27 protein-coding genes are annotated in these 22,490 nt (G+C 71.4%); 14 read left to right on the top strand and 13 right to left on the bottom strand.

The window, feature by feature from the left end; translation table 11 throughout:
* Positions 1-160: 160 nt before the first annotated feature.
* The gene (locus AB0A90_RS12345) at positions 161-1,048 is read right to left on the bottom strand and encodes a LysR family transcriptional regulator (protein ID WP_357245608.1); all 888 of its coding nucleotides are present in this window, start codon (positions 1,046-1,048) and stop codon (positions 161-163) included.
* Between the two features lie 107 nt (positions 1,049-1,155).
* On the opposite strand from AB0A90_RS12345, the gene AB0A90_RS12340 reads away from it, so the two are divergent.
* Complete coding sequence (locus tag AB0A90_RS12340) at positions 1,156-2,028, top strand: oxidoreductase (protein WP_357245605.1); 873 nt, start codon at positions 1,156-1,158, stop codon at positions 2,026-2,028.
* 42 nt (positions 2,029-2,070) lie between these two features.
* Here AB0A90_RS12340 and AB0A90_RS12335 read toward each other — a convergent pair whose 3' ends face one another.
* Positions 2,071-4,584 carry a DUF3516 domain-containing protein gene (locus tag AB0A90_RS12335; protein ID WP_357245602.1) on the bottom strand — a complete coding sequence of 838 codons (2,514 nt, stop codon included), beginning with the start codon at positions 4,582-4,584 and terminating at the stop codon, positions 2,071-2,073.
* 103 nt (positions 4,585-4,687) lie between these two features.
* Positions 4,688-5,317 carry a tRNA (guanosine(46)-N7)-methyltransferase TrmB gene (gene trmB, locus AB0A90_RS12330; RefSeq protein ID WP_357245599.1) on the bottom strand — a complete coding sequence of 210 codons (630 nt, stop codon included), beginning with the start codon at positions 5,315-5,317 and terminating at the stop codon, positions 4,688-4,690.
* A 208-nt stretch (positions 5,318-5,525) separates the two neighbouring features.
* Between trmB and AB0A90_RS12325 the strand changes: the two genes are divergently transcribed.
* The gene (locus AB0A90_RS12325; RefSeq protein ID WP_357246171.1) at positions 5,526-6,122 is read left to right on the top strand and encodes a hypothetical protein; all 597 of its coding nucleotides are present in this window, start codon (positions 5,526-5,528) and stop codon (positions 6,120-6,122) included.
* Between the two features lie 113 nt (positions 6,123-6,235).
* Positions 6,236-6,877: a class F sortase gene (locus tag AB0A90_RS12320; protein WP_357246168.1), complete on the top strand. Its 642-nt coding sequence runs from the start codon at positions 6,236-6,238 to the stop codon at positions 6,875-6,877.
* Positions 6,878-6,895: 18 nt separating this feature from the next.
* Here the strand turns inward: AB0A90_RS12320 and AB0A90_RS12315 are convergent, their stop codons facing one another.
* The 4 genes from AB0A90_RS12315 to AB0A90_RS12300 form a co-directional block, all read right to left on the bottom strand.
* Positions 6,896-7,771 (bottom strand): alpha/beta hydrolase, encoded by an 876-nt coding sequence (locus AB0A90_RS12315; RefSeq protein WP_357245596.1) that lies wholly within the window; start codon positions 7,769-7,771, stop codon positions 6,896-6,898.
* A gap of 166 nt (positions 7,772-7,937) precedes the next feature.
* Positions 7,938-8,255: an antibiotic biosynthesis monooxygenase gene (locus tag AB0A90_RS12310; RefSeq protein ID WP_357245592.1), complete on the bottom strand. Its 318-nt coding sequence runs from the start codon at positions 8,253-8,255 to the stop codon at positions 7,938-7,940.
* A gap of 17 nt (positions 8,256-8,272) precedes the next feature.
* The gene (locus AB0A90_RS12305; protein ID WP_357245588.1) at positions 8,273-9,070 is read right to left on the bottom strand and encodes an exodeoxyribonuclease III; all 798 of its coding nucleotides are present in this window, start codon (positions 9,068-9,070) and stop codon (positions 8,273-8,275) included.
* A 37-nt stretch (positions 9,071-9,107) separates the two neighbouring features.
* A complete protein-coding gene (locus AB0A90_RS12300) occupies positions 9,108-10,028 on the bottom strand; it encodes a PAC2 family protein (RefSeq protein ID WP_357245585.1) in 921 nt (306 codons plus the stop codon).
* Positions 10,029-10,448: 420 nt separating this feature from the next.
* Here AB0A90_RS12300 and AB0A90_RS12295 point away from each other — a divergent pair, with 420 nt between their 5' ends.
* From AB0A90_RS12295 to AB0A90_RS12285, 3 genes are all read left to right on the top strand, one after another.
* A complete protein-coding gene (locus tag AB0A90_RS12295) occupies positions 10,449-11,294 on the top strand; it encodes a peptidase M23 (RefSeq protein ID WP_357245582.1) in 846 nt (281 codons plus the stop codon).
* A 106-nt stretch (positions 11,295-11,400) separates the two neighbouring features.
* A complete protein-coding gene (locus AB0A90_RS12290) occupies positions 11,401-11,547 on the top strand; it encodes a hypothetical protein (RefSeq protein ID WP_357245580.1) in 147 nt (48 codons plus the stop codon).
* 49 nt (positions 11,548-11,596) lie between these two features.
* Positions 11,597-12,349, top strand: a complete 753-nt coding sequence (locus tag AB0A90_RS12285; protein ID WP_357245577.1) for an EcsC family protein — start codon at positions 11,597-11,599, stop codon at positions 12,347-12,349.
* A gap of 17 nt (positions 12,350-12,366) precedes the next feature.
* Here the strand turns inward: AB0A90_RS12285 and AB0A90_RS12280 are convergent, their stop codons facing one another.
* Both AB0A90_RS12280 and AB0A90_RS12275 read right to left on the bottom strand, forming a co-directional pair.
* A complete protein-coding gene (locus AB0A90_RS12280; RefSeq protein WP_357245574.1) occupies positions 12,367-13,218 on the bottom strand; it encodes a GDSL-type esterase/lipase family protein in 852 nt (283 codons plus the stop codon).
* Between the two features lie 120 nt (positions 13,219-13,338).
* Entirely contained in the window at positions 13,339-13,929 is a 591-nt protein-coding gene (locus AB0A90_RS12275) for an antibiotic biosynthesis monooxygenase (protein ID WP_357245571.1), read from the bottom strand.
* Positions 13,930-14,051: 122 nt separating this feature from the next.
* Here AB0A90_RS12275 and AB0A90_RS12270 point away from each other — a divergent pair, with 122 nt between their 5' ends.
* From AB0A90_RS12270 to AB0A90_RS12245, 6 genes are read left to right on the top strand one after another with little or no spacing between them, the layout of a single operon-like run.
* The gene (locus tag AB0A90_RS12270) at positions 14,052-14,870 is read left to right on the top strand and encodes an NAD(P)H-binding protein (protein WP_357245568.1); all 819 of its coding nucleotides are present in this window, start codon (positions 14,052-14,054) and stop codon (positions 14,868-14,870) included.
* A gap of 51 nt (positions 14,871-14,921) precedes the next feature.
* Positions 14,922-15,185: a DUF6343 family protein gene (locus AB0A90_RS12265; RefSeq protein ID WP_357245564.1), complete on the top strand. Its 264-nt coding sequence runs from the start codon at positions 14,922-14,924 to the stop codon at positions 15,183-15,185.
* Positions 15,186-15,197: 12 nt separating this feature from the next.
* Positions 15,198-16,613 (top strand): NADP-dependent succinic semialdehyde dehydrogenase, encoded by a 1,416-nt coding sequence (locus AB0A90_RS12260; protein ID WP_357245561.1) that lies wholly within the window; start codon positions 15,198-15,200, stop codon positions 16,611-16,613.
* A 44-nt stretch (positions 16,614-16,657) separates the two neighbouring features.
* Positions 16,658-17,623, top strand: a complete 966-nt coding sequence (locus tag AB0A90_RS12255) for a TIGR03885 family FMN-dependent LLM class oxidoreductase (protein ID WP_357245558.1) — start codon at positions 16,658-16,660, stop codon at positions 17,621-17,623.
* Positions 17,624-17,661: 38 nt separating this feature from the next.
* Positions 17,662-19,233 carry a Na+/H+ antiporter gene (locus AB0A90_RS12250; RefSeq protein ID WP_357245555.1) on the top strand — a complete coding sequence of 524 codons (1,572 nt, stop codon included), beginning with the start codon at positions 17,662-17,664 and terminating at the stop codon, positions 19,231-19,233.
* The gene (locus AB0A90_RS12245; protein ID WP_357245553.1) at positions 19,230-19,487 is read left to right on the top strand and encodes a UBP-type zinc finger domain-containing protein; all 258 of its coding nucleotides are present in this window, start codon (positions 19,230-19,232) and stop codon (positions 19,485-19,487) included. The genes AB0A90_RS12250 and AB0A90_RS12245 overlap by 4 nt, the downstream gene beginning before the upstream one ends.
* Here the strand turns inward: AB0A90_RS12245 and AB0A90_RS12240 are convergent.
* The 3 genes from AB0A90_RS12240 to AB0A90_RS12230 form a co-directional block, all read right to left on the bottom strand.
* Positions 19,463-19,750: a hypothetical protein gene (locus AB0A90_RS12240; RefSeq protein ID WP_357245550.1), complete on the bottom strand. Its 288-nt coding sequence runs from the start codon at positions 19,748-19,750 to the stop codon at positions 19,463-19,465. The two genes, AB0A90_RS12245 and AB0A90_RS12240, sit on opposite strands and share 25 nt — an antisense overlap.
* A 2-nt stretch (positions 19,751-19,752) precedes the next feature.
* Positions 19,753-19,893, bottom strand: coding sequence for a hypothetical protein (locus AB0A90_RS12235; protein WP_357245548.1), 141 nt, complete (start codon positions 19,891-19,893; stop codon positions 19,753-19,755).
* Between the two features lie 213 nt (positions 19,894-20,106).
* The gene (locus AB0A90_RS12230; RefSeq protein ID WP_334509531.1) at positions 20,107-20,322 is read right to left on the bottom strand and encodes a hypothetical protein; all 216 of its coding nucleotides are present in this window, start codon (positions 20,320-20,322) and stop codon (positions 20,107-20,109) included.
* A 469-nt stretch (positions 20,323-20,791) separates the two neighbouring features.
* On the opposite strand from AB0A90_RS12230, the gene AB0A90_RS12225 reads away from it, so the two are divergent.
* Positions 20,792-21,067: a hypothetical protein gene (locus AB0A90_RS12225; RefSeq protein WP_357245544.1), complete on the top strand. Its 276-nt coding sequence runs from the start codon at positions 20,792-20,794 to the stop codon at positions 21,065-21,067.
* Between the two features lie 268 nt (positions 21,068-21,335).
* On the opposite strand, the gene AB0A90_RS12220 is transcribed toward AB0A90_RS12225, so the two are convergent.
* On the bottom strand, positions 21,336-21,647 hold the full coding sequence (locus tag AB0A90_RS12220) for a hypothetical protein (RefSeq protein ID WP_357245542.1): 312 nt from the start codon (positions 21,645-21,647) through the stop codon (positions 21,336-21,338).
* A 55-nt stretch (positions 21,648-21,702) separates the two neighbouring features.
* Here AB0A90_RS12220 and AB0A90_RS12215 point away from each other — a divergent pair, with 55 nt between their 5' ends.
* Positions 21,703-22,293, top strand: a complete 591-nt coding sequence (locus AB0A90_RS12215; RefSeq protein WP_357245539.1) for a hypothetical protein — start codon at positions 21,703-21,705, stop codon at positions 22,291-22,293.
* Positions 22,294-22,490 lie beyond the last annotated feature (197 nt).

Raw genomic sequence — 22,490 nt, 5'->3', positions numbered from 1 at the left:
ATCCTGCAGGTCAGGAACTCGATTAGTACATACATTCTAATCGACGGGTCTGACATCGCCCAGTGAAAACGGGGGTGCGGAAAACGCGACAAAGGGGGCCGTCCGGCGTGCCGGCGACCCCCCTGGTGGAGATGGTCGGCCGCACACCGCAACGGTCCGGCTAGGCTCTCTCGGCGGCGAGTTCCCGGACCACATGGGCAAAACCGCCAACGAGTCGGGTGTCGGTGCGGTCGGGCCAGGCGAGGGCGATCCGGAGCGGTTCGACGTCGATCAGCGGCACCCAGGCGAGGTCGGGACGGGCGTAGTAGCTCGCCATGCTCTCCGGCACGAAGCAGATGGCCGTCCCCTCCGCCACCTGCTCCAACATCTCCTCGACGTTGTTGCTGGTCGGGCCCCAGCGAGGGCTCGACCCGTCCGGCCGCGGGTTCACCGCCCACCAGTCCACCCACTCGCGCGGCGCCCGCTCGGTCCACACCAACGGCTCGTCGTTGGTGTCCAGGATCGAGACGCTGTCCCGACCGGCGAGTGGGTGTTCCCGGGCCACGGCAAGCAGCCGATGCTCGGTCTGCACCACCTCGACACGCATACCGGTGAGGTCGTTCGGGAGCCAGACGAAGGCGACGTCGACCCGGCCATCGCGCAGCGCGCCGGCCTCCTCGCCCCAGTCGAATCGCCTTGGCTCCACCCGTACGCCCGGATACCGGCGGGCGAACTCCGCCCGGGAACGCGTCGTCAGCTCGCCCGCGCCGCTCGCCTCGAAGCCCACCCGCAGCACCCCGGTCTGGCCGCGCCGGTGCCGCTGCGCCACGGCCGTGATCCGGTCGACCTGCCGGAGCGTACGGCGCGCCTCGGTGATCACGTCGCGCCCGGCGGCGGTCGGCGTCACGCCCCCTGCGTGCCGGTCGAAGAGCCGCACGCCGATCTCCGCCTCCAGTTTGCGCAGAGCGTAGGAGAGAGCGGGCTGGCTGACGTAGAGCCCCTGGGCGGCCCGGCCCAGATTCCCGGCCTCGTCGATCGCCACCAGGTAGCGCAGTTGGCGCAGCTCCATCCCGGAATCATAAATCGGCCTTATGGCCTGAACGATCTTCTGTCTTGGACGCGCCAGGTAGCCGCTGGCCACACTGTTTTCAGCTCATCGCGCCACTGGAGGCCGAGATGTCCACCGAAACCCCGTCCCCCCGCCCGCCGACCGGCCGGGTCTGGCTGATCACCGGGACCTCCTCGGGCTTCGGCCGGACGATCGCCGAGGCGGCACTGAGCGCCGGTGACACCGTCGTGGCAACCGCCCGCCGCCCGCCGACGCTCCAGGACCTGGCCGCGGCCCACCCCGACCGGGTATGCCTGCTCGAACTCGACGTTACGGACGCAGCCCGGATCACCGCGGTGGTCACCCAGGTCATCCTCCGGTACGGCCGGATCGACGTCCTCGTCAACAACGCCGGCCGCGCTCTGGTCGGCGCGGTCGAGGCGACCACCGACCGGCAGCTACGGGACCTGATGGACCTGCACTTCTTCGGTCCCGCGGCCCTGACCCGGGAGGTGCTGCCGCACATGCGCCGGCGGGGTTCGGGTGCCATCGTGCAGCTCAGCAGCATGGGCGGGCGGATGTCCTTCGCCGGAGTCGCCGCCTACTCGGCGACCAAGTTCGCCCTGGAGGGACTCTCCGAGGCACTGGCGGCCGAGGTGGCTCCGTTCGGGATCAAGGTACTGATCGTCGAGCCGGGAGCCTTCCGGACGAACCTCAACGCCGCCGGGGCCATGCTGCGCGCTCCTGCGATCGACGCGTACGCCGACAGCGTGGGGGCGGTCGCGGCGGACCTGGACGCGGCCGACGGCCGGCAACCCGGCGACCCCGCCAAGGCCGCCACCGCCATCCTCGCCGCACTCGACGCTGACGCGACCCCGCTGCGGCTGGTCCTCGGCAACGATGCGGCAGACGCGATCTCGGCCAGCCTGGAGCAAGCCCGCGCCGAGTTCCTGGCCTGGGAACCGACCGCCCGCAGCGTCCATTTCGCCGACGCCCGCTGAACGGGCAGCTCCTGCTGGGAACGGCCCGGGTCGAGATGGTCGCTAGAGCTGGCCGACGTCGGTGATCCGGACGACCGCGGCGCCGACCTCGTCGGAGGCCACCAGGTCGATCTCGGCGCTGATGCCCCAGTCGTGGTCACCGTTGGGGTCGTCGAAGCTCTGCCGGACGGTCCACCGCTCCCGCCCCTGCTCGATCATGAGCAGCGCCGGCCCACGCGCGTCGGGACCGACGCCGATCGAGTCGTACTCCTCGAAGTACGGCGCGAGCGCGTCGGCCCACGCGTCGTAGTCCCAGCCGTCGCCGCCGTCCAACTCGGCGAGCAGGTCCCAGCGGCGCAGCGCGGCCAGCTCCACGCGGCGGAACAGCGCGTTGCGCACCAGCACCCGGAACGCCCGCGCGTTGCGGGTCACCGCGGGCGGCCGGTCGGTCAGGGAGGCGTGCGCCTGGGCCACCTCGGCCACGTCCGACGGGTTGCGCAGCCGCTCCCACTCGTCGATCAGGCTGGAGTCGACCTGGCGGACCAGCTCACCCAACCACTCGATGAGGTCGATCAGCTCCTCGGTCTTGGCGTCCTCGGGCACGGTCTGGCGCAGCGTCTTGTACGCGTCGGCCAGGTAGCGCAGGACCAGGCCCTCCGAGCGGGTCAGTCCGTAGAACTGCACGTACTCGGTGAAGGTCATCGCCCGCTCGAACATGTCGCGGACGACGGCCTTGGGGGAGAGCTGGTGGTCGGCGACCCACGGGTGGCCCTGCCGGTACATCTCGTACGCGGCCTCCAGCAGCTCCGCCAGGGGTTTCGGGTGGGTCACGTCGTCGAGCAGTTCCAGGCGGGCCTCGTACTCGATGCCCTCGGCCTTCATCGCGGCGACCGCCTCGCCGCGTGCCTTGAACTGCTGCGCGGACAGGATCTGCCGGGGGTCGTCGAGGATCGACTCGATCACGCTCAGCACGTCGAGCGCGTACGACGGGGACTCGGCGTCGAGCAGCTCGATGGTGGCCAGCGCGAGGGGGGAGAGCGGCTGGTTGAGCGCGAAGTCGAGCTGGAGGTCGACGGTGAGCCGGATCCGCCGGCCGGTCTCGTCCGGCTCGGGCAGCTCCTCCACCACCCCACCGGCGCGCAAGGCCCGGTAGATGGCGATCGCCCGGCGGATGTGCCGGCGCTGGGCGTGGGGCTCCTCGTGGTTGTCGGTGAGCAGGTGCCGCATCGCGGTGAACGCGTCCCCGGGTCGGCCGATGACGTTGAGCAGCATCGAGTGGCTGACCTGGAAGCTGGAGGTCAGCGGCTCCGGCTCGGCGTCGACGAGTCGGTCGAAGGTGGGCTGGCCCCAACCGATCGAGCCCTCCGGCGGCTTCTTGCGGACCACCTTGCGCCGCTTCTTCGGGTCGTCGCCGGCCTTGGCGAGGGCCTTCTCGTTGTCGATGACGTGCTCGGGGGCCTGCACCACGACCCGGCCGATCGTGTCGTAACCGGCGCGACCGGCCCGCCCGGCGATCTGGTGGAACTCCCGGTTCTTGAGCAGCCGGGTGCGGACCCCGTCGTACTTGGACAGGCCGGTGAACAGCACCGTCCGGATCGGCACGTTGATGCCGACGCCGAGGGTGTCGGTGCCGCAGATGACCTTGAGCAGGCCGGCCTGGGCGAGGGTCTCCACCAGGCGGCGGTACTTGGGCAGCATGCCGGCGTGGTGTACGCCGATGCCGTGCCGGACCAGCCGGGAGAGCGTCTTGCCGAAACCGGAGGTGAACCGGAAGGCACCGATCGCCTCGGCGATCATGTCCTTCTCGGCCCGGGAGCAGACGTTGACGCTCATCAGCGCCTGGGCGCGTTCCAGCGCGGCGGCCTGGGTGAAGTGCACCACGTACACCGGGGCCTGCTTGGTCTCCAGCAGTTCCTCGAGTGTCTCGTGCAGCGGCGTCATGGCGTACGAGAAGATCAGCGGGACCGGCCGCTCCGCCGTGCGCACGACGGCGGTCGCCCGCCCGGTACGCCGGGTCAGGTCGTCGACGAACCGGGTGGTGTCCCCCAGGGTGGCGGACATCAGGATGAACTGGGCCTGCGGCAGCTCGATGATCGGCACCTGCCACGCCCAGCCCCGGTCGGGCTCGGCGTAGAAGTGGAACTCGTCCATGATCACCTGGCCGACGTCGGCCTTCGTGCCCTCGCGCAGCGCCAGGTTGGCCAGGATCTCCGCCGTGCAGCAGATGATCGGGGCGTCGGCGTTGACGCTGGCGTCGCCGGTGAGCATGCCGACGTTCTCGGCGCCGAAGACCTCGCAGAGCGCGAAGAACTTCTCCGACACGAGGGCCTTGATCGGCGCGGTGTAGAAGGTCGTCCGGCTGTCGGCGAGGGCCGCGAAGTGCGCGGCGATGGCCACCAGGCTCTTACCCGAGCCGGTGGGCGTGTTCATGATCAGGTTGGCGCCGGAGACGATCTCGATGACCGCCTCCTCCTGATGGGGGTAGAGGTCGAGGCCGCGCTCCTTCGCCCAGCCGGCGAACGCGTCGAACAGGGTGTCGGGGTCGGCGCTTGTCGGCAGCGCGGCGGTGAGCGTCATATCCCGTCCATGGTGCCTGGATCATGCCCCGCTACGCCAACCCGGCGTCCACCGGACCCCCGTCCGGGCCGGCGGGTGCGGGTCGGCGGGACGGGCCAGCGCGTCACCGTCGGCGGTAGAGCAGGTCGGCCACCGGTCGGCCGGCCGTGATCGCCCGCCGCTCGAACTTCGTCACCGGCCGGTGCGCCGGACGCGGCGCGAAGCCGCCGTACGTGTCCACCAGCTCCGGGTCCGCGTCGAGGGTCTCCCGCATCGCCTCGGCGTACTCGGCCCAGTCGGTCGCGCAGTGCAGCGTGCCGCCGGAGCGCAGCCGGGACCTCAGCAGCGCCACGTGCGCCGGCTGGATGATCCGCCGCTTGTGGTGGCGGGACTTCGGCCACGGGTCCGGGAAGAAGACGTGCACCGCGTCCAACACGCCCTCGGGCAGGCCGCTGACCAGGGACAACGCGTCGCCCTGCGCCACCCGCACGTTGCGCAGGCCGCCGCGCTCCACCAGGTCGAGCAGGTTGGCGATTCCCGGCGTGTGCACCTCGACCGCCAGATAATCTCGATCCGGGTCGGCGGCAGCCATCACGGCGGTGCTGTCACCCATGCCCGAACCGATCTCCAGCACCACCGGCGCCCGACGACCGAACAGGTCGGCCAGGTCGACGGGCGCGACCGGTCCGTCCGGAACATCCAGGCCGTACGCGGGCCAGAGCCGGCTCAGCGCGTCGGTCTGCCGGTCGCTCATCCGACCCCGGCGGGGGTGGAACGTTCGAATCGTCCGGCTCACGGGCGGGACGGCGGGGTCATGGTCGGTGGCGGTCACAGCCAATCGAGCGTACGCGACCTCGCCAGCGAATCGGATGTGATGTGCGACCGGAAATGAGAGGATCCAACTGGTACGGCAGGTCGGGTGCTCCGCTGCCCGACTCGGCCGCGCGGCGTCGAGAGGGGGCATCGTGGCAGTGACCCGCGGCGGCGTGACCCTGTCGGTGTTGACCGTTCTCGCCGGCCCCCTGCTGAGTGCAGCCCCTTCGTACGCCGCCGTCCCGGTGGCCGCCGCGCCGGTGTTCGCCGCGCCGCAGCCTGGCCCGTCGGCTGGTCAGCCGCAGCCCAACCCGCCGATCGACATCTTCGTCGAGGTGAGCCCCAGCACGGTGCAGCCCGGCTACCTGGTGGGGATCCGGGCCAGTTGCCAGGACAACTCGGTGGGCGCCACCGTCGTCTCCGACGCCTTCGGCGCGGTCGGCGTCCAGCCGCAGGGTGGGGTGCTCACCGCCGCGCCGATGGTGCGGGAGCGCACCCGCCCCGGCAACTACCGGGTCAAGCTGGAGTGCCGCGACGGCGAGACCGCCTCGACCATGCTCCAGGTGGTGAAGAAGGTCCCGGCCCACCCGAGTCGCGGTCCCGCCACCGGCTTCGGTGGCGGTGCCGGTGGCGTGACCGGCAAACTGCTGCTGCCCGTCGGCGCGGCGTTGACGGTCACCGGCCTGATCCTCGCCGTGGTGGCGCTGCGCCGACCACGTGCCGCCCGTGGCATCGGACTGCACTGACCGCCGTGGAGATCTTCCGCCCCACGCCACCGCCGCCCGGCTCCCGCTGGCCGGACGACGAGCGCCCGCCGGCCTCGGGTCGCCCGTCGGTGGCTGCCCGTCCGGCGACCGCGGTGACGCCGCGGCGTAGTCGTCCGCCCGGACGCAGCCCCTGGTCCGTGCCGCTGGCCGTGGTGCTGGTCCTGGTCGGGGTCTTCGCCACCGGGGCGGGGCTGGGCCGCTCGGTCGGCCCGTTCGACCTGGCCCCGGCCGGTGGCGACCGGCCGGCACGCAGCGAGTCGGCCGGACTGTCGGCCAGCCGCCCGATCCGCCTCAGCGTCCCGGCGATCAAGGTGTCCGCGCCCGTGGCACCCGTCGGGCAGGCGCGGGACGGCTCGATCGCCGTACCGCCGCTGGAGCGGCACAACGAGACCGGCTGGTACGACCGCGGTCCCACGCCCGGTGAACCCGGTCCGGCGGTGATCGTCGGCCACGTGGACACCAAGAGCGGGCCGTCGGTCTTCTACGACCTGGGCAAGCTCAAGCCCGGCGACCTCGTCGAGGTGGCTCGGGCGGACCGGTCGACCGTGGTCTTCAAGGTCGACACCGTCGAGCACTTCCCGAAGGACCGGCTGCCCGCCGACCGCATCTACGGTGACGACGGGCCCGCCGGGCTGCGGCTGATCACCTGCGGCGGCCAGTTCATCGGCGGCCGCACCGGCTACGCCGACAACGTGATCGCCTTCGCCACCCTCCAGTCCTCCCGCAAGCCCTGACCCGAGCCCGGCCCTGCGTCAGCTGAGGAAGGCGAGGAGTTGGCGGGTGGTCTCGTCGGGGGCCTCCTCCGGAATGAAGTGCCCCACTCCGACCGGCTCGCCGCGTACGTCGTCGGCCCACTCGCGCCAGATGGCGAGCGGGTCGTCGTAGAGCTTCGCGACCTGACCACGTTGACTCCAGAGGAACAGCATCGGGCAGCCGATCTTCCGGTTGCCGCGGTCCGCCTCGTCCTGCTGGTAGTCCAGCGTCGCGGCCGCCCGGAACTCCTCGCAGATCGCGTGGACCCGGGCGGGATCGCTGAACTGCCTGACGTACGCCGCCCGCACCTCGGCCGGGAAGGCGTCCTTCACCTCGGGCCAGGTGTCGAGCATGAAGTCGACGAGCACGGCGGGCGCCGCGTCGATGAACCGCTCGGGCACCGGCGCCGGCGCGGCCAGGAAGGACCAGACCCAGTAGGAGAGGCTGAACGCCCGGTCGGCGCGGTTGTAGACGTCCCCGACCGGCACGACGTCCAGGACGGCCAGCCGGGTGACGGCGTCCGGCGCGTCCAGCGCGAGACGGTACGCGCAGCGGGCGCCGCGATCGTGGCCGACGAGGTGGAACCGCTCGTACCCCAGACTCCGCATCACCTCGACCTGGTCGCGGGCGATGGCGCGCATGCCGTACGGCTCGTGGTCGGGCGTGCTCGACGGTGTGCCGCTGTCGCCCCAACCCCGCAGGTCGGTGGCGACGACCGTGAAGTGCTCGGCAAGACGCGGCGCGACCTGATGCCACATGAGGTGCGTCTCGGGAATGCCGTGCAGGAGCAGAACCGGGGGCCCGTTGCCGCCCCGACGTCCGTGGATCGTCGCGCCGGACGTGGCGATGTCGAACTCGTCGAATCCGTCGAACATGGCCAGGACCCCCGCACCGTGGGATGTGCCCTGAGCGAACGGCGTGCAACGGCAGGCAGGGCGACTGGTGGCCGGCTACCGCTCGGGCCGTCTCGACGCTATCAACGGAGACGTCCGGCCCGGTGCGATTCGGCTGTGGTGCGGGCTGGCAGCACCGCGAGGGTGGCTAGGGCTGCGGGACGTGCAGCGCCACCTCGAACTCCAGCAGGCTGGCCCCGCTGGCGACCGGTGGTCGGGGCTTCTCGCCGGGCGCGGCGGCGTGGGCGGCGCGCGAGGGACCGGCGGCCCACGCCTGGTACGCCTCCTCGCTCTCCCACTTCGTGTAGACGAAGTAGCGGGTCTCGCCGGCCACCGGGCGGAGCAGCTCGAAGCCGAGGAAGCCGGGGGAGTTCTCCACCGTGCCGGCCCGGGCGGCGAACCGCTTCTCCAACTCCGCGCCGGCGCCGGGCGGTACGTCGATTGCGTTGATCTTCACGACTGCCATCTGCCCACCCTAGCCACTCAGAACCCCTCCACCGCGGGCACCAGCTCCGCGTCGACCACGATCGGGGCGTGGTCGGAGGGGCCCTTGCCCTTGCGGGCCTCCCGGTCCACGTAGGCCGAACCGACCGCGCGGGCGAAGGGCGCGGACGCGTACACCAGGTCGATTCTCATGCCCTTGTTCTGGTGGAACATCCCGGCCCGGTAGTCCCAGTAGGTGAAGGGGTGCGGCCCCTTCATCGGGGTCGGCACCACGTCGACGAGGCCCAGGTCGCGCAGTGCCGCGAGGGCCGCGCGCTCGGCCGGGGTGACGTGGGTGGAGTGGGTGAAGACCGCCGGGTCCCAGACGTCGGCGTCGGTCGGGGCGACGTTGAAGTCGCCGCAGACGGCGAGTGGGAGCCCGTCGGACAGCTCGGCCTCCACCGCGTCGCGCAGCGCCGCGAACCAGGCCAGCTTGTACGCGTAGTGCGGGTCGTCCGGTGTCCGGCCGTTGGGCACGTACACCGACCAGATCCGCACTCCGTCGCAGGTGGCGGAGATGGCGCGGGCCTCCGGGTCGGGAAAGCCGGGCTCGCCGGCGAACCCGACCCGGACGTCGTCCAGCCCGACCCTGGACAGGATGGCGACGCCGTTCCACCGGCCGTCGCTGTGGCTGGCCACGGTGTAGCCCAACGCGCCCACCTCGGTCACCGGGAAGGCGCCGTCCGGGCACTTGGTCTCCTGCAGGCAGACGACGTCCGGCCCGGTGTCGGCCAGCCACTCCAGCAGCCGGGGGAGGCGGGCCTTCACCGAGTTGACGTTCCAGGTCGCCAGGCGCATGCCCTTAGCCTGCCGCATCCGTCCCGGGTACGCCGGGTCAGCTGCCCGGGGTGTCGCCGGGACGGGTCTGTTCGGCGAGGAACCGCTCCAGTTCCGCGCCGAGCTCGTCGGCCGTGGGCAGCGGCCCGGCGTCCGGGGCGAGCAGGCTCTTCTCGCCCCGACCACGAGCGAACGCGTCGTACTGCTCCTCCAGGGCCTGGACCAGGGCGGCGGCGTCCTCGGTCTGGGCGACCTGGCGGTCGATCTCCACCCGGACCACCTCGGCGGCCGAGCGGAGCCCGTCGCCGGGCAGCAGCAGCCCGGTGCTGCGGGACACGGAGGTGAGCAGCACCTCGGCGGCGGCCGGGTACTCGGTCTGCGCCACGTAGTGCGGCACGTGGGCGGCGAAGCCCAACGCGTCGCGGCCCTGCTCGCCGAGGCGGAACTCCAGCAGGTGGCCGACGCTGCCGGGCACCTGGACGCGTTGCAGCCAGGGCTCGTATCCGGCGATTAGCTCGGGGCGGGTGGCGTGCGCCGTCACGCCGGTCGGACGGGTGTGCGGCACCGCCATCGGGATCGAGTTGAGCCCCACGGTGAGCCGGACGCCCAGGCGGGTGGCCAGCCCGGCCACGGCGGCCACGAACCGCTCCCACTGCAGGTCCGGCTCGGGGCCGGTGAGCAGCAGGAACGGGGTTTCGTCGTCGTCCTGCAGCAGGTGCAGCTCCAGCTTGGGCGCGTCGACGCTCTCCCAGTGGTCCTCGACGAAGGTCATCACCGGTCGTCGCGACCGGTAGTCGAAGAGTTGGTCGACGTCGAACGTGGCGATCGGTCGACCCTCCAGCGAGGTGAGCAGTTGCTCGCGCGCCAGCCGGCTGGCGTTGCCGGCGTCCACGAACCCGGTGAGGGCCTGGATCAGGACCGGTTGCCCGAGATCGGGCAAATCGTCGGTGAGCTGGTAGAGCTCGTGTGGGTCGAGCACCGGTGCGGACCTCCCTGAAATGTGCCTGCGGGGCGCCGACGCGACGGAGGGCACCCGTTCGGGCAACGTACCCGCCATCCTGGCGCATTCCTGCGCCGGGCGATTCGTCGCCCGGGGGATGGGCGTGACCGGACTATTCGCCTGATTACGCCGCCAGGCGGCGGTGGTCAGCCGATCGGCCGATGGGTGGTTCGACCCATCGGCCCAGTTTGTCGATCATGTCAGGACCGCGGGCCCGATGTCCGGGCCTGACACCGGCCGTGCCGGCCTGCGTGCGCCGCCGGGTTCATCCGGTACGCGAGGTACGTTCCCCGGGCGGGTCGACCCGCCCGCGACGTCCACCAGTGCGGCCCCGATCTGTGGCGATCACCACGTGATCACCGTGCGTGATCGGACTACCGCCGTGCCTAGCCTCGGTTGATGCGTGACGACGGCACCCTCGACGACCCGTACGCCCCGAGCAGCCCTACTGCCGATACGGAGGATGGCACCTCAGCCGAACGGACAACCGCCGCGAGTCGACTCCGGGCGTACGCCCGGGGCCTGACCGGTCGACGCCGGACCCAGCTGGCCCTGGCCACCGGCGTGGTCTGCTGCCTCGGCCTGACCGTCGTGGCCCAGGTCTGCGACGAGAAGCCCGGCGCGGCGACCCGCTCCGGCCGGCCCGCCAGCGCGGAGCTGGCCCAGCGGGCCGAGCAGGGCGTCGCCTCGCGTGGTCTCGACCGCGCCGCTGTCCCGGCGCCGTCCGCCTCGGCGACCCCCGGCGACCCGGACACCGCGGCACCCGCCCGCAAGGCCGCTCCGGCCCGCCCGACCAAGCCGGCGCCCGTGGCCGGGCTGGACGAGGACCAGATGGAGAACGCCGAGGCGATCGTGCGCGCCGGCCGCAAGATGGGGGTGCCCCGCCGGGGTCTGGTGATCGCGGTCGCCACCGCCATGCAGGAGAGCAACCTCTACAACGTGGCGAGCGGTGTGCTGCCCGAGTCGCAGGACTACCCGCACCAGGGCGTCGGCTGGGACCACGACTCGGTCGGCTTGTTCCAACAGCGTTCCAGCAGCGGCTGGGGTCCGGTCGGCCGGCTGATGGACCCCGAGTTCGCCACCCGGCAGTTCCTCTCCGCGCTGGAGCAGGTGCCCGGCTGGGAGCGGATGCGACTCACCGACGCGGCCCAGGCGGTGCAGGTCTCCGCGTACCCCGAGTTCTACCAGCAGCACGAATGGCGGGCCAACCGGGTCGTCGACGCCATCGCGCCGGCGGGGCGGTAGTCTTCCGGCCACTGTGGACGGTCAGGGTTGAGGCTGTCGCATCCCGGGTACATGTGTTGCGGGTTCGGGGTACACATGACTGAGGGACCATCGACAGGAGGACGCCATGTCACTGATGCAGCGGATCACCACGTTCTTGAGATCGCCGAAGGGGCAGCAGTTGGTTCAGCGGGGTCGTCAGGAGATGGCCAAGCCCGCCAACCAGCAGAAGCTCAAGGGTCTGGCCGCCCGGTTCTCCAACCGCCGCCGCTGACCGCTCCATCGGCCGCCCTGTCCGCCATTCCCATTCCAGGGGAGACCCGGTGACCGACACTCCGCCCGCCGGCGGCCAGCCCGCCCCTACTCCCCAGCCGTCCGTCGATCTGCCCGCCGGGCCGGCGGACGCCCCCGAGGGTCCGCCGGCCCGTCTCTGGGACCGGATGCGCGACGACCCCCAGTACGCTCCGGAGCACCTCGCCCTGGAGGCGGTGCGCCGGCTCGGGCCGGAAGCCGAGCAGTGGGCCGACCGGGCCCGTGCCGAGCAGCCCGGGGTGTCGTCCGACGCCCTGGCCGATCAGGCGGCCCGCAAGTTCGTCAACCTGGCCCGGCTGTCCGGCGCGGTCTCCGGCGTGGCCGGACTACCCGGCGCCGTGATCGACGTGGGTGTCCTGGCCTGGACCCAGGCGCGGATGGTGTTGCACATCGCCGCCGCGTACGACGTCGATCCGCTGCACAGCGACCGGGCCACCGACCTGCTGGTGCTGCAGCGCGTGCACAAGGTCGCCGAGAGCGCCCGACTGGCGCTCGGCGTGGCCGCCGGGCGGGAACGCGCCGACGCGCTCTTCGGCCTGGGCGGGCAGCGTCCACTCGGTCGGGTGATGCTGCAACTCGGCGTCCGGCTGGCCCAGATGGCCGGCGTCCGAGCCGCCAAGCGGATCGTCGCCAAGATCGTCCCGGGCGCGGCCATCGTGCTCGGCACCTGGGCCAACTCGTCGGCCACGAAGGACCTCGCGCAGCGTTCCCGGGCGCTCTACCGCCCCCGGGGCAGCGCGCTGCCGGGACCCCGCCAACCCTGACCGCCCCTCCGGGAGGGTCAACCGGCCATCCCGGAGGGTCGCCACGTCACCTCGGCGAGCCGGTCCTGGCCGCTGGCGTTGGGGTGGAACCAGTCCAGCGGGTTGAGCAGGTCCAGGGTGAACCGGACCCTGTGCGCCGCGCCGCCGTCGTGGCGGCAGCGTGAGCCGTACGCCCGGCAGGCCGCGACCAGCTCGGCGTTGTACGCGTCGATCCGATCCCGGACGGCCACCCGGCGCTCCTGGTCGGCGGGCGCCGTCGAGGTGGCCTCGGCCAGTAGGGCCGGGCAGACGCCCCGCCGCCACGCGCGGACCGCCCGCGGATCCTCGTGCCCGACCTCCCAGAGCCGGTACAGGTCGGGGATGCTCACCACCAGCACCCGGGCCTTGGGCCGGCCGGTCCGCAGCACCTGCATCCCCCGGTCCACGTCGGCCCGAAACCGCGCCACCGGTGTCATCGCGTCCACCCCGCCCCGGCAGATGTCGTTGGCGCCGATGAGCACCGTGACGTAGTCGGGACGGTCGCGTACCGCCGCCCGGGCCTGACCTTCGAGCGCGTCCGCGCGAGCCCCGGCCCGGGCGTGGTTGTACGTCCGGTCGCGGATCGCCGAATTCTGGTCGAGCAGCCGCCGGTAGTGGCTCTCCACCCGCAGCCCGTCGCCCGTGGACCAGGAGTTGCGTTCGCAGGAGGTGAGCACCAGGCAGGAGGCGAAGCCGGTGCTGATCGAGTCACCGAGGGAGGCGATGCCGCCCGGCCCGCTCGACGGCGGTGCGCTCTTCGTGGGGCGGGGTGTCGCGGACGTGCCGCCCTCGCAGGCCAACGCGACGAGCGCGACGAGACAGGCCAGCGCGGCGACCCACCGTCGAGGCATGACGTCCCCCGTTCCGCAGCGCAGAGCGACAGCGCGGTAACTCTATGCGTAGGAGGTGGTTCATCGGGAAGTTGCTGTCGGGTATGCGGCAGAGTGTCGATGGCCGGGCGGCGAGGTGCTTTAATCCAGCCGGGGTGCCGGCTGGCCGTGCAGCCACCCGTGCAGCGCCCGGGTGATCCGGGGCAGCACCAGATAGGTCATCAGCGGGGTCAGGCAGAGCGTCATCAGCAGCACCCGCGCCGCCAACGGCACGGCGGCGAGGAAGTGACTGGTCAGCAGGGTGGCGCTCAGGCTCAGCGGGAAGAACGCCAACCAGATCGTCACCGCCTGCTTCCACCTCGGCGGCGACGCCGGCCCGACCGGCGCCACCGGCTCCACCGAGTGCTCCAGCGGCGGGTCGAACCAGCCCTCGATGCCGGTACGCCGCTCGACCCGGGTGTGCTCGACGATCCCCTGGGCCGAGCTGAGCCACCAGTGCCGCTGCGGCGACTCCTCCCACCGGCGCAGCGTCTCGGCGTCGGCGAAGCGGTAGAGCATGTGCCACTCCGGCGAACCGGGACCGCTCTGCACCCAGCCGGCGCCGAGGAAACCGGGGAACGCCTCGGCCAGCGCGGTGCCGGCCCGCATCCAGGCCACCATCTCGCTGGACCGGGCCGGGTCGACACGGCGGGCGATGGCGACGGTCACCGGCACGGCGAGGGTCATTGACATGCGCCCATCGTGGGGGCAGTGGGGGCCGCGACGCGAACGGATGTAATCGAGCACACCGGTGCCGTCCGCCTGGGGAGCCGATCGGTCGGAACCTGTCGGTGGTCGATGGTCTACTCGGGCACATGGACGACAGGGCGATCCTCGTGCTCGGCGCGACGGGCACCACCGGGCGACGGGTGGCCGACCGGCTGCGGGCGTTGGGCGTCCGGGTCCGCGCCGCCTCCCGCGGCGGCCCGGTGCGCTTCGACTGGTCGGTCGAGTCGACGTGGGCGCCCGCACTGGCCGGCGCGTCCGGGGTCTACCTGATGGCGCCGGACGGTCAGCCGGTCGAGCCGGCCCTCGTCCGGTTGGCCGTCGAGCAGGGGGTGCGGCACGTGGTGCTGCTCTCCAGCCGGGCGATCGAGGCGATGGGCGACGAGCGCCTGCTGGCCGCCGAACGGACGGTCCGCGAGGCCGACACCGACTGGACGATCCTGCGGGCGGACTGGTTCGACCAGAACTTCGACGAGGGCGTGTTCCGGGAGGCGGTGCTGATCGGCGAGGTCGCCGTGCCGGTCGGCGGGGCACGCCAGGCGTTCGTCGACGCCGACGACATCGCCGCCGTCGCGGTGACCGCCCTCACCGAGCCCGGGCACGCCGGCGCGGTCTACGAGGTCACCGGGCCTCGGGCGATCACCTTCGCGGAGGCGACCGAGATCATCAGCCGGGCGTCGGCCCGACCGGTGCGCCACCTCGGCACAGCCGACGACTACCGGGCCGCGCTGGGTCCGCTGGGCGTCCCCGCCGAGGAGATCGAGCAACAGATCGCGGCCTTCACGGCCCTGCGCGACCTCGGCCACGCCGAGCCCACCGACACCGTGCGCCGGCTGACCGGTCGCGACGCGCGCGACTTCTCGGCGTACGCGGCCGAGGCGGCCTCGCGCGGCGCCTGGCGCGACTGACCGAGCCGTCCGAGGCCGGTTAACGCTGGCGATCGGGGGTAGGTCCTGGGCATGACGAGATCGCAGCCCCGGCGTGCCCGTGGCACGGTCGGGCACGCGTACAGCGCGCTGAACCTCCGGCTCACCCTCGCCGGCTTCGGGCTGGTGATCATGGTGCTCTTCGCGGTGCTGGCGTTCTGGGCCGGCATCGCCTGGCTCGGCGTACTCTGCGCGATCTTCGCCGTGGTCGCCGTGGTCGACCTGGTCGTGATCCAGCGCCGCCGCGCCGCCCGGCACCGCGAGGAGCCGGGCGTACGACACTCGTTGTTCGAGTGACAGGAGGACGAGATGCCCCACATCGCCACCACCAACCCCGCCACCGGCCAGGTGCTCAAGACCTACGAGGCGATGTCCGCCGAGCAGCTCGACGGTGCCATCGAGCGCACCGACCTCGCGTACCAGCAGCTCCGGACGACGACCGTCGACCAGCGTGCCCGGTGGATGACCGTCGCCGCCGACCTGCTCGACGCCGAGCGCGACGAGATCGCCCGGATCATGACCACGGAGATGGGCAAGACGTACGCCTCGGCGCAGGCCGAGGTGACCAAGTGCGCCACGGCCGCCCGCTTCTACGCCGACAAGGCCCCGGGGTTCCTCGCCGACGAGCCGGCCGACGCCGACGCCGTGAAGGCGACCCGGGCGTTCATCCGCTACCAGCCGATCGGTGTGGTGCTCGCGGTGATGCCGTGGAACTTCCCGCTCTGGCAGGTGATGCGCTTCGCCGCGCCGGCTCTGATGGCCGGCAACACCGGCCTGCTCAAGCACGCCTCGAACGTGCCCCAGACCGCACTGCTGCTGGAGGACGTGTTTCGCCGGGCCGGCTTCCCCGAGGGAGCGTTCACCACGGTGCTGGTCGGCTCGGACGCGGTCGAGACGATCCTGGCCGACCCCCGGGTCCGCGCCGCCACGCTCACCGGCAGTGAGCCGGCCGGCCGCTCCATCGCCCAGATCGCCGGACGGGAGCTGAAGAAGACAGTCCTGGAACTCGGCGGCAGTGACCCGTTCGTGGTGATGCCCTCCGCCGACGTGGACCGGGCCGCCGAGGTGGCCACCACCGCCCGCTGTCAGAACAACGGCCAGTCCTGCATCGCCGCGAAGCGGTTCATCGTGCACACCGACGTCTTCGACGCGTTCGCCGAGAAGTTCGCCGCGAACATGGCCGCGCTGCGGGTCGGCGACCCGATGGACCCGGACACCGACGTGGGGCCGCTGGCCAGCGAGCGTGGCCGCGACGAGGTGCACGCCCAGGTCCGCGACGCCGTGGACAACGGGGCGACCGTGCTCTGCGGTGGCGAACTGCCGACCGGCGAGGGTTGGTTCTACCCGCCGACCGTGGTCACCGACCTCACCCCGACGATGCGGATGTGGTCCGAGGAGGTCTTCGGCCCGGTCGCCGGCCTGTTCCGGGTGTCGTCGTACGAGGAGGCGATCGAGGTCGCCAACGGCACCAACTTCGGGCTCGGCTCGAACGCCTGGACCCGGGACCCGGCCGAGCAGGAGCGTTTCGCCACCGACCTGGACGCCGGCAACGTCTTCATCAACGGCATGACCACCTCCTATCCGGAGTTGCCGTTCGGCGGTGTGAAGAACTCCGGCTACGGGCGTGAGCTGTCGGCGCTGGGCATGCGGGAGTTCTGCAACACCAAGACGGTCTGGGTGGGCGAGGGTGCCGCCTCGGCCGGAGCCGGCGCGCACGCCGAGTAGCTCGCAGGCATCAGCCGGTGCCGTCATGGGTAGGAAGTGCGCCCATGACGCTGTTCGGATTCCACGCCTCGCATGAGCAGATCGGTCCGCGCGCCCTGTTGGAGGCGGTGAAACACGCCGAGCGGGCCGGCTTCGACGCCGCCATGTGCTCCGACCACTTCTCCCCGTGGAGCGCCCGGCAGGGCGAGTCCGGCTTCGCCTGGTCCTGGCTCGGCTCGGCGTTGCAGGCCACCGGCCTGCCGTTCGGGGTCGTGAACGCGCCCGGCCAGCGGTACCACCCGGCGATCATCGCGCAGGCGATCGGCACCATCGGCGCGATGTACCCGGGCCGGTTCTGGGCCGCCCTGGGCACCGGTGAGGCCAGCAACGAGCACATCACCGGCGACCCGTGGCCGCGCAAGGACGTCCGCGCCGCGCGCCTGCGGGAGTGCGTGGACGTGATCCGGGCGCTGCTGGCCGGCGAGGAGGTCAGCCACGACGGCCTGGTCCGGGTGGACCGGGCGCGGCTGTGGACCCGCCCCGAGGAGCCGCCCGCCCTCGTCGGCGCCGCCGTCAGTGTGGCCACCGCCCGCTGGTGCGCCGAGTGGGCGGACGGTCTGATCACCGTGAACGCCCCCGTGGCACACCTGCGCGAGATGATCGACGCGTACCGGGGCGCCGGCGGGCGCGGCCCGCTGCACCTGCAGGTGCACGTCTCCTGGGCGCCGGAGCAGGAGCAGGCCGAGGCGCTCGCGTACGACCAGTGGCGCAGCAACGTCTTCGCCCCGCCGGTCTGCTGGGACCTGGAGACCGTCGAGCACTTCGACGTGGTCTCCGCCGACGTGCCGAAACAGCGGGTCGCCGAGATGGTGAACATCTCGGCCGACCTGGGCCGGCACGTCGGCTGGCTGGAGGAGTACGCGCAACTCGGCTTCGACCAGATCGCCCTGCACCACGTCGGGCAGGAGCAGCGCGGCTTCATCGACGCGTTCGGCGCGGAGGTGCTGCCGAAGCTGCGGCCGACCGGCTGATCGAGGGACGGATCCGCGGACCCCTAGGCTCGTACCCCATGGAAAGCCTGTTTCCGGTCGTCGTCTTCCTGGCGATCGCCACCTTCGGCGCCGCGCTGGCCCGCCGGCTCGGCCTGCTCGCGCCGATCGTGCTGGTCGTGCTCGGCCTGGCGCTCTCCTTCGTGCCCGGCGTCCCGCACGTCGAACTGGACCCGGAGCTGGTGCTCGTCGGCATCCTGCCGCCGCTGCTGTACGTCGCGGCGCTGGAGACCTCGGTGCCGGCGTTCAAGAACAACATCCGGCCGATCCTGTTGCTCGCGGTCGGCCTCGTGTTGTTCACCGCGTTCGTGGTCGGGTTCGTGCTGCACCTGCTGCTGCCGCAGGTGCCGTTCGCGATCTGCCTGGCGCTCGGCGCGGTGGTCGCCCCGCCGGACGCGGTGGCCGCCACCGCGGTCGCGCGCCGGGTCGGGCTGCCCCGCCGGGTGGTCACCATCCTGGAGGGGGAGAGCCTGGTCAACGACGCCACCGCGCTGGTGCTGCTGCGGGTCGCCACGATGGCCACCGCCGGCTCGGCGGTCGGCGCCGCCGACGTCACCATCGAGGTGCTGCGGGCCACCGGCGGCGGCATCCTGATCGGCGCGCTCGGCGCGGTGGTCTTCGGCTTCCTGCACCGGCGGATCACCGACCCCCTGCTGGACAACGCTCTCTCGTTGATCATTCCGTTCGCGGTGGTGTTCGCCGCCGAGGCGGTGCACTCCTCCGGCGTGGTCGCCGTGGTGGTCACCGGGCTGGCGCTCGGCCACAAGCTGTCCCAACTGCTCTCGGCGGCCTCCCGGTTGCAGACCGCCGCGTTCTGGCGGCTGGTCCAGTTCCTGCTGGAAGGGCTGGTCTTCCTCCTGGTCGGCCTGCAACTGCGGGAGGTGCTTCGCGACCTCGACGAGCCGGCCGGGTCGCTCGCGCTGATCACCGTCGCGGTGCTCGCCACGGTCGTCCTGACCCGCTTCGTCTGGCTCTTCCCGGCCACCTACCTGGCCCGGCTGGTCCCCCGGGTCCGCCGCCGGGACTCGGCCCCGTCACCCCGGTTCCCGATCGTCATCGGCTGGGCCGGCATGCGGGGCGTGGTGACGCTTGCCGCCGCGTTGGCCCTGCCGCTGACCCTGGCCGGCGACGAGCCGTACCCCCGGGCACTGTTCATCTGGTTGGCCTTCGCGGTGATCGTGGTCACCCTGGTCGGCCAGGGCGCCACCCTGCCGCTGGTCGCCCGCCGGTTGAAGCTGCCCCAGGACGACCCGGTGCAGGACGCGTTGTCGGCTGCCGGGGTGCAGCAACAGGCCAGCCGTGCCGCCCAGGATCGCCTCGACGAGCTGGCCGACAGCGCCCCCGACGCGGTGGTCGACCGGTTGCGCCGCGCGCTGGAAGATCGCAACAACCTGGCCTGGGAGCGGCTCGGAGGCGCCGAGCGGGAAACGCCGTCGCAGGCGTACGGTCGGCTACGACAGAAGATGATCGACGCCGAGCGGGATGTCTTCCGGGCTGCCCGGGACTCCGGCCGGATCCCCGAGGAGGTGCTGGTGCGGGCCTATCGTGACCTGGACCTGGAAGAGTCGTTGCTGCGGGAGGTCGAGAAGTGAGCTGCCAGCATCTGGCCGAGGCGGACGCGGTGGAGCCACGCACCACCGAGGAGTGCCCGGACTGCGTCGCCATCGGCAACGCCGACTGGGTGCACCTGCGGGCCTGCCTGAGCTGCGGGCACGTCGGCTGCTGCGACTCGTCGCCGTACCAGCACGCGACGAAGCACTTCGAGTCCTCCGCCCACCCGGTGATCCGGTCGGTGCAGCCGGGCGAGACCTGGCGCTGGTGCTACGTCGACGAGGAGATCGGCTGACCGCTGCGGTTGGTCAGGGCCCACCGGGTCAGCGGTGGCACGGCCAGGCCGGTGCCGGCGAGGAGCCCGGCCAGGGCCAGCCAGCCGAGCGGACCACCGCCGAGGATCAGCCAGGTCAGCACCGCCGGCCCCGCCGCGCGGGCCAGCCCGGCGAGCAGGGTGTCGACCCCCTGGTAGGCCCCAACGGCGTCCGGGGCGGCGAGGTCGTAGGCCAGCGCCGCCCCGGCCCCGGCATGCCACAGGTCGCCCAGGGTGTAGATCACCGTTAGAGCGCCGAGCCGGTCACCCACAGCCCGGTCCCGACGGTGTTGGCGAGCGTGGCCAGCGACAGGGTACGCAGCCGGCCCGGCGGCGGCAGCGGCGACAGCGACCGCCAGCGGCCCCGAATCCCCGCCCGGATGCCCACACGTCCGACCCTAGATCCGACGCGTGGGTGTCGATGCCCCGAGCGCTGCGGCGCCCGTCACAGCCCGCCTACGGGCGCATCCGTTGCCCCAGCGCTCCCGAGGTGTCATGTGGCACGTGGGACTGTCCAGCATCGAACCCGTCGCCGCGGCTGGTCCGCTGATGGCGTGGGTAGCCGTGTGACGGGTGGCCGGGCGGGCTACGTCCTGCCCGGTCAGTCCGGGGTGTCGTCCTCGGTTGGGCGCGGTTGGCGGTACTTCTTGATCCACGCCTCGACGTCCTCGGCCAGCCAGACCTTCGTTCCCCGTAGCTCCTGGTACGGCTTCGGGAAGGTGGGGTACCGGGCGAGCTGCTGGAACCGCTGCCGCGAGACGCCCAGGCGCTCGGCGATTTCGTACGGCCCCATGAGCTGCCCTGGCCCTCGGTCCATAGCCCGAACGTAAAGCGACTCGCCCTTTCCTTTCGGATATTGCCAGTTGACTAATCCGACCGGGGCGACGACCGTGGACGCATGACCCGACACGTGCCCTACGGCGAATACTTGGCGGCAGTAGCCATGACCCTGGCTCGCAGGCATCAGCCGGTGTGGTCGTGGGTCAAGTGGCGGAACGTCTGCAAGTGCGGGAACGAGCTGCCCTGCCGGACGAGACACAAGGTCCCGATCAACCGGGGCCACTGGCCGGGTGAGAACCGATGACCGCGCACGGGCCGGTCCTCCCGCTGTGGCTGTGCGAGGGATGCGACCGGCCCTGGCCCTGTGCCACGCGCCGCGGGGAGCTGTTCGGGGAGTACGCCCCGTCGTCGGTAGTCCTCCGGATCTACCTGGGGCCGCACCTGGTGGCAGCAACGCAGGGCATGTCCTGGGCTCCCGCCGACGCCGTGTGCCGCAGGTTCCTCCGGTGGCTAGCGTGAAGGCCGGAGACGTCGTGCTGATCGGCGCTGCCTGCTCGCCGCAGTTCACCGGCGACCGAGCGCTACGGGTCCGGCTGGTGCTGGTCGGCGAGGTCGACCCGTACAACGGCTGGATGTGGATAATCGGGTACGTACTCGACGCGAAGTGGCTGGCTACGGCCAGGCGCGAGCTGTACGTCATGAGGGCCGGGATTGTCATCCAACGGCGAACCGCCCCGGCGGGTGTGCAACCGAGGCGGTCCAGTTCGCGCGTAACGGCCTAAGTCATATCGGCCTCTATCCCCGCACGGGTCAGTCGTTGAGCGTGTCTGTGTGGGCCATCGGGTGATCATCGGTCCTCGGTCGCCTTGGCGGTGGTGGCAGCGGGCTTGGTCGATTCGGCCATGGCTGTCCTCCGTGGCCAGTTGGACCGTTGTCCAGCCCACGTAAGAGGAGTCCTGACCATTCCTAATACCTTCCCATCTGGTCTGAGACGTCGTCTTCATCTGGCGGGACTGCCATGTCAGCGCCTGTCGAGCGTGTGAACCATTGCTAAGGCATTGTGCCAATCTTCCACATGGCGATTGCGGCCACCAGGCATGCAATGACTGCAAAGGTCAAATAGTCGCCAATTCTCGTGTGGCGTCGGTCGGACCAGAGGGTCATGTACAACACGGCGGGTATGCCCGCAAGCGCCAGGACTGCGAATGCCAGCCCAAGGATAAGCGGGTTCGACTTCAGGTAGCCGCCAAGAACTGCCAAGACGTAGACGATCGCGGCAGCTATGAGGTTGGCCAGGACGTTGACCAAGACGTCTCGGGCGAGGGACCGGGTCGAGGTGGCAGGCTGCAGGGGAGTGGTCACCTCGTCAGGATGGCGGACGAAGGCCAGAGTGGACAGATGGCCCTACCCTGGCCGGGTGCTTGCTGCTGAGGCTCCGAAGATCACCGACTGGATGCAGGCGTGGGGGAGCCTCGCCGGTCTGGTGATGTCGACCGCAGCCGTGATTTTCACCGGCCTGCTATTCCGCCACGAGATCCGTGTACGTCGTGATGAGCAGCGCGACAGCGAGGCAGCGCAGGCGCGGTTGGTCGTCGCTCAGATCGCTGGCCTAGAGATGGCCGGCACCGATAAGGAAACTGGCTATCCCGTCGGCACGATGGTCGGGGTGCACTGGCGGGTCAAGAACCACAGCCAAGCGCCGATCTTCGATGCCGTCGTCTCGATCGATGGGTGGACGGAAGAAAGGTGGGGCGAGGTAATCGAGGGGCAAGCCTCGGGGGTCGTGCAGTGTGATCCACCGTTGGCTCTCGACTACGGCTCGTATGATCCGCGAGAAGCCTTGGTCACGGTCGAGTTCACTGATGTCGCAGGTCTTCGCTGGACGCGGACGTTGGGAGATCCACCCGAGCGTGTAATCTTCCATCCGGCCAAGTACAGGGGCTTGAAGCGTTGGTTACCGTTCCTGCGTCGCAAGCCATCCACGTTCGACCCCACCCCGCCGTTCTGAACCAGCCAGGTCACTGTTACCCGCTGGGAGAACACCTTGGTCCGTGTAGGTCGAACCGCTGACGCCAGGCATCCTCGGTCTCACCCCGTACGTCGGGGGCATTCATGGACCTATCGGGGGTGCCCGGTATCTTGCGACGCGTCGTGCCCATCGCTCTCAGCCGGCCTCTGGGCCTGGCGTGTTCGTCGGCCGCACTG

The sequence above is a fragment of the Micromonospora sp. NPDC049204 genome, assembly GCF_040647935.1.
Taxonomy (GTDB): Bacteria; Actinomycetota; Actinomycetes; order Mycobacteriales; family Micromonosporaceae; genus Micromonospora.
This window is presented reverse-complemented; position numbering and strand designations above follow the sequence as displayed.

Bases quoted from the DNA above. Each gene is read 5' to 3' on its own strand.
- AB0A90_RS12280 (WP_357245574.1), bottom strand. From the start codon at position 13,218: ATGCCTCGACGGTGGGTCGCCGCGCTGGCCTGTCTCGTCGCGCTCGTC.
- AB0A90_RS12270 (WP_357245568.1), top strand. From the start codon at position 14,052: ATGGACGACAGGGCGATCCTCGTGCTCGGCGCGACGGGCACCACCGGG.
- AB0A90_RS12310 (WP_357245592.1), bottom strand. From the start codon at position 8,255: ATGGCAGTCGTGAAGATCAACGCAATCGACGTACCGCCCGGCGCCGGC.
- AB0A90_RS12335 (WP_357245602.1), bottom strand. From the start codon at position 4,584: ATGACGCTCACCGCCGCGCTGCCGACAAGCGCCGACCCCGACACCCTG.
- AB0A90_RS12345 (WP_357245608.1), bottom strand. From the start codon at position 1,048: ATGGAGCTGCGCCAACTGCGCTACCTGGTGGCGATCGACGAGGCCGGG.
- AB0A90_RS12290 (WP_357245580.1), top strand. From the start codon at position 11,401: ATGTCACTGATGCAGCGGATCACCACGTTCTTGAGATCGCCGAAGGGG.
- AB0A90_RS12305 (WP_357245588.1), bottom strand. From the start codon at position 9,070: ATGCGCCTGGCGACCTGGAACGTCAACTCGGTGAAGGCCCGCCTCCCC.
- AB0A90_RS12260 (WP_357245561.1), top strand. From the start codon at position 15,198: ATGCCCCACATCGCCACCACCAACCCCGCCACCGGCCAGGTGCTCAAG.
- AB0A90_RS12275 (WP_357245571.1), bottom strand. From the start codon at position 13,929: ATGTCAATGACCCTCGCCGTGCCGGTGACCGTCGCCATCGCCCGCCGT.
- trmB (WP_357245599.1), bottom strand. From the start codon at position 5,317: ATGAGCGACCGGCAGACCGACGCGCTGAGCCGGCTCTGGCCCGCGTAC.
- AB0A90_RS12265 (WP_357245564.1), top strand. From the start codon at position 14,922: ATGACGAGATCGCAGCCCCGGCGTGCCCGTGGCACGGTCGGGCACGCG.
- AB0A90_RS12340 (WP_357245605.1), top strand. From the start codon at position 1,156: ATGTCCACCGAAACCCCGTCCCCCCGCCCGCCGACCGGCCGGGTCTGG.
- AB0A90_RS12315 (WP_357245596.1), bottom strand. From the start codon at position 7,771: ATGTTCGACGGATTCGACGAGTTCGACATCGCCACGTCCGGCGCGACG.
- AB0A90_RS12255 (WP_357245558.1), top strand. From the start codon at position 16,658: ATGACGCTGTTCGGATTCCACGCCTCGCATGAGCAGATCGGTCCGCGC.
- AB0A90_RS12295 (WP_357245582.1), top strand. From the start codon at position 10,449: ATGCGTGACGACGGCACCCTCGACGACCCGTACGCCCCGAGCAGCCCT.
- AB0A90_RS12250 (WP_357245555.1), top strand. From the start codon at position 17,662: ATGGAAAGCCTGTTTCCGGTCGTCGTCTTCCTGGCGATCGCCACCTTC.
- AB0A90_RS12230 (WP_334509531.1), bottom strand. From the start codon at position 20,322: ATGGACCGAGGGCCAGGGCAGCTCATGGGGCCGTACGAAATCGCCGAG.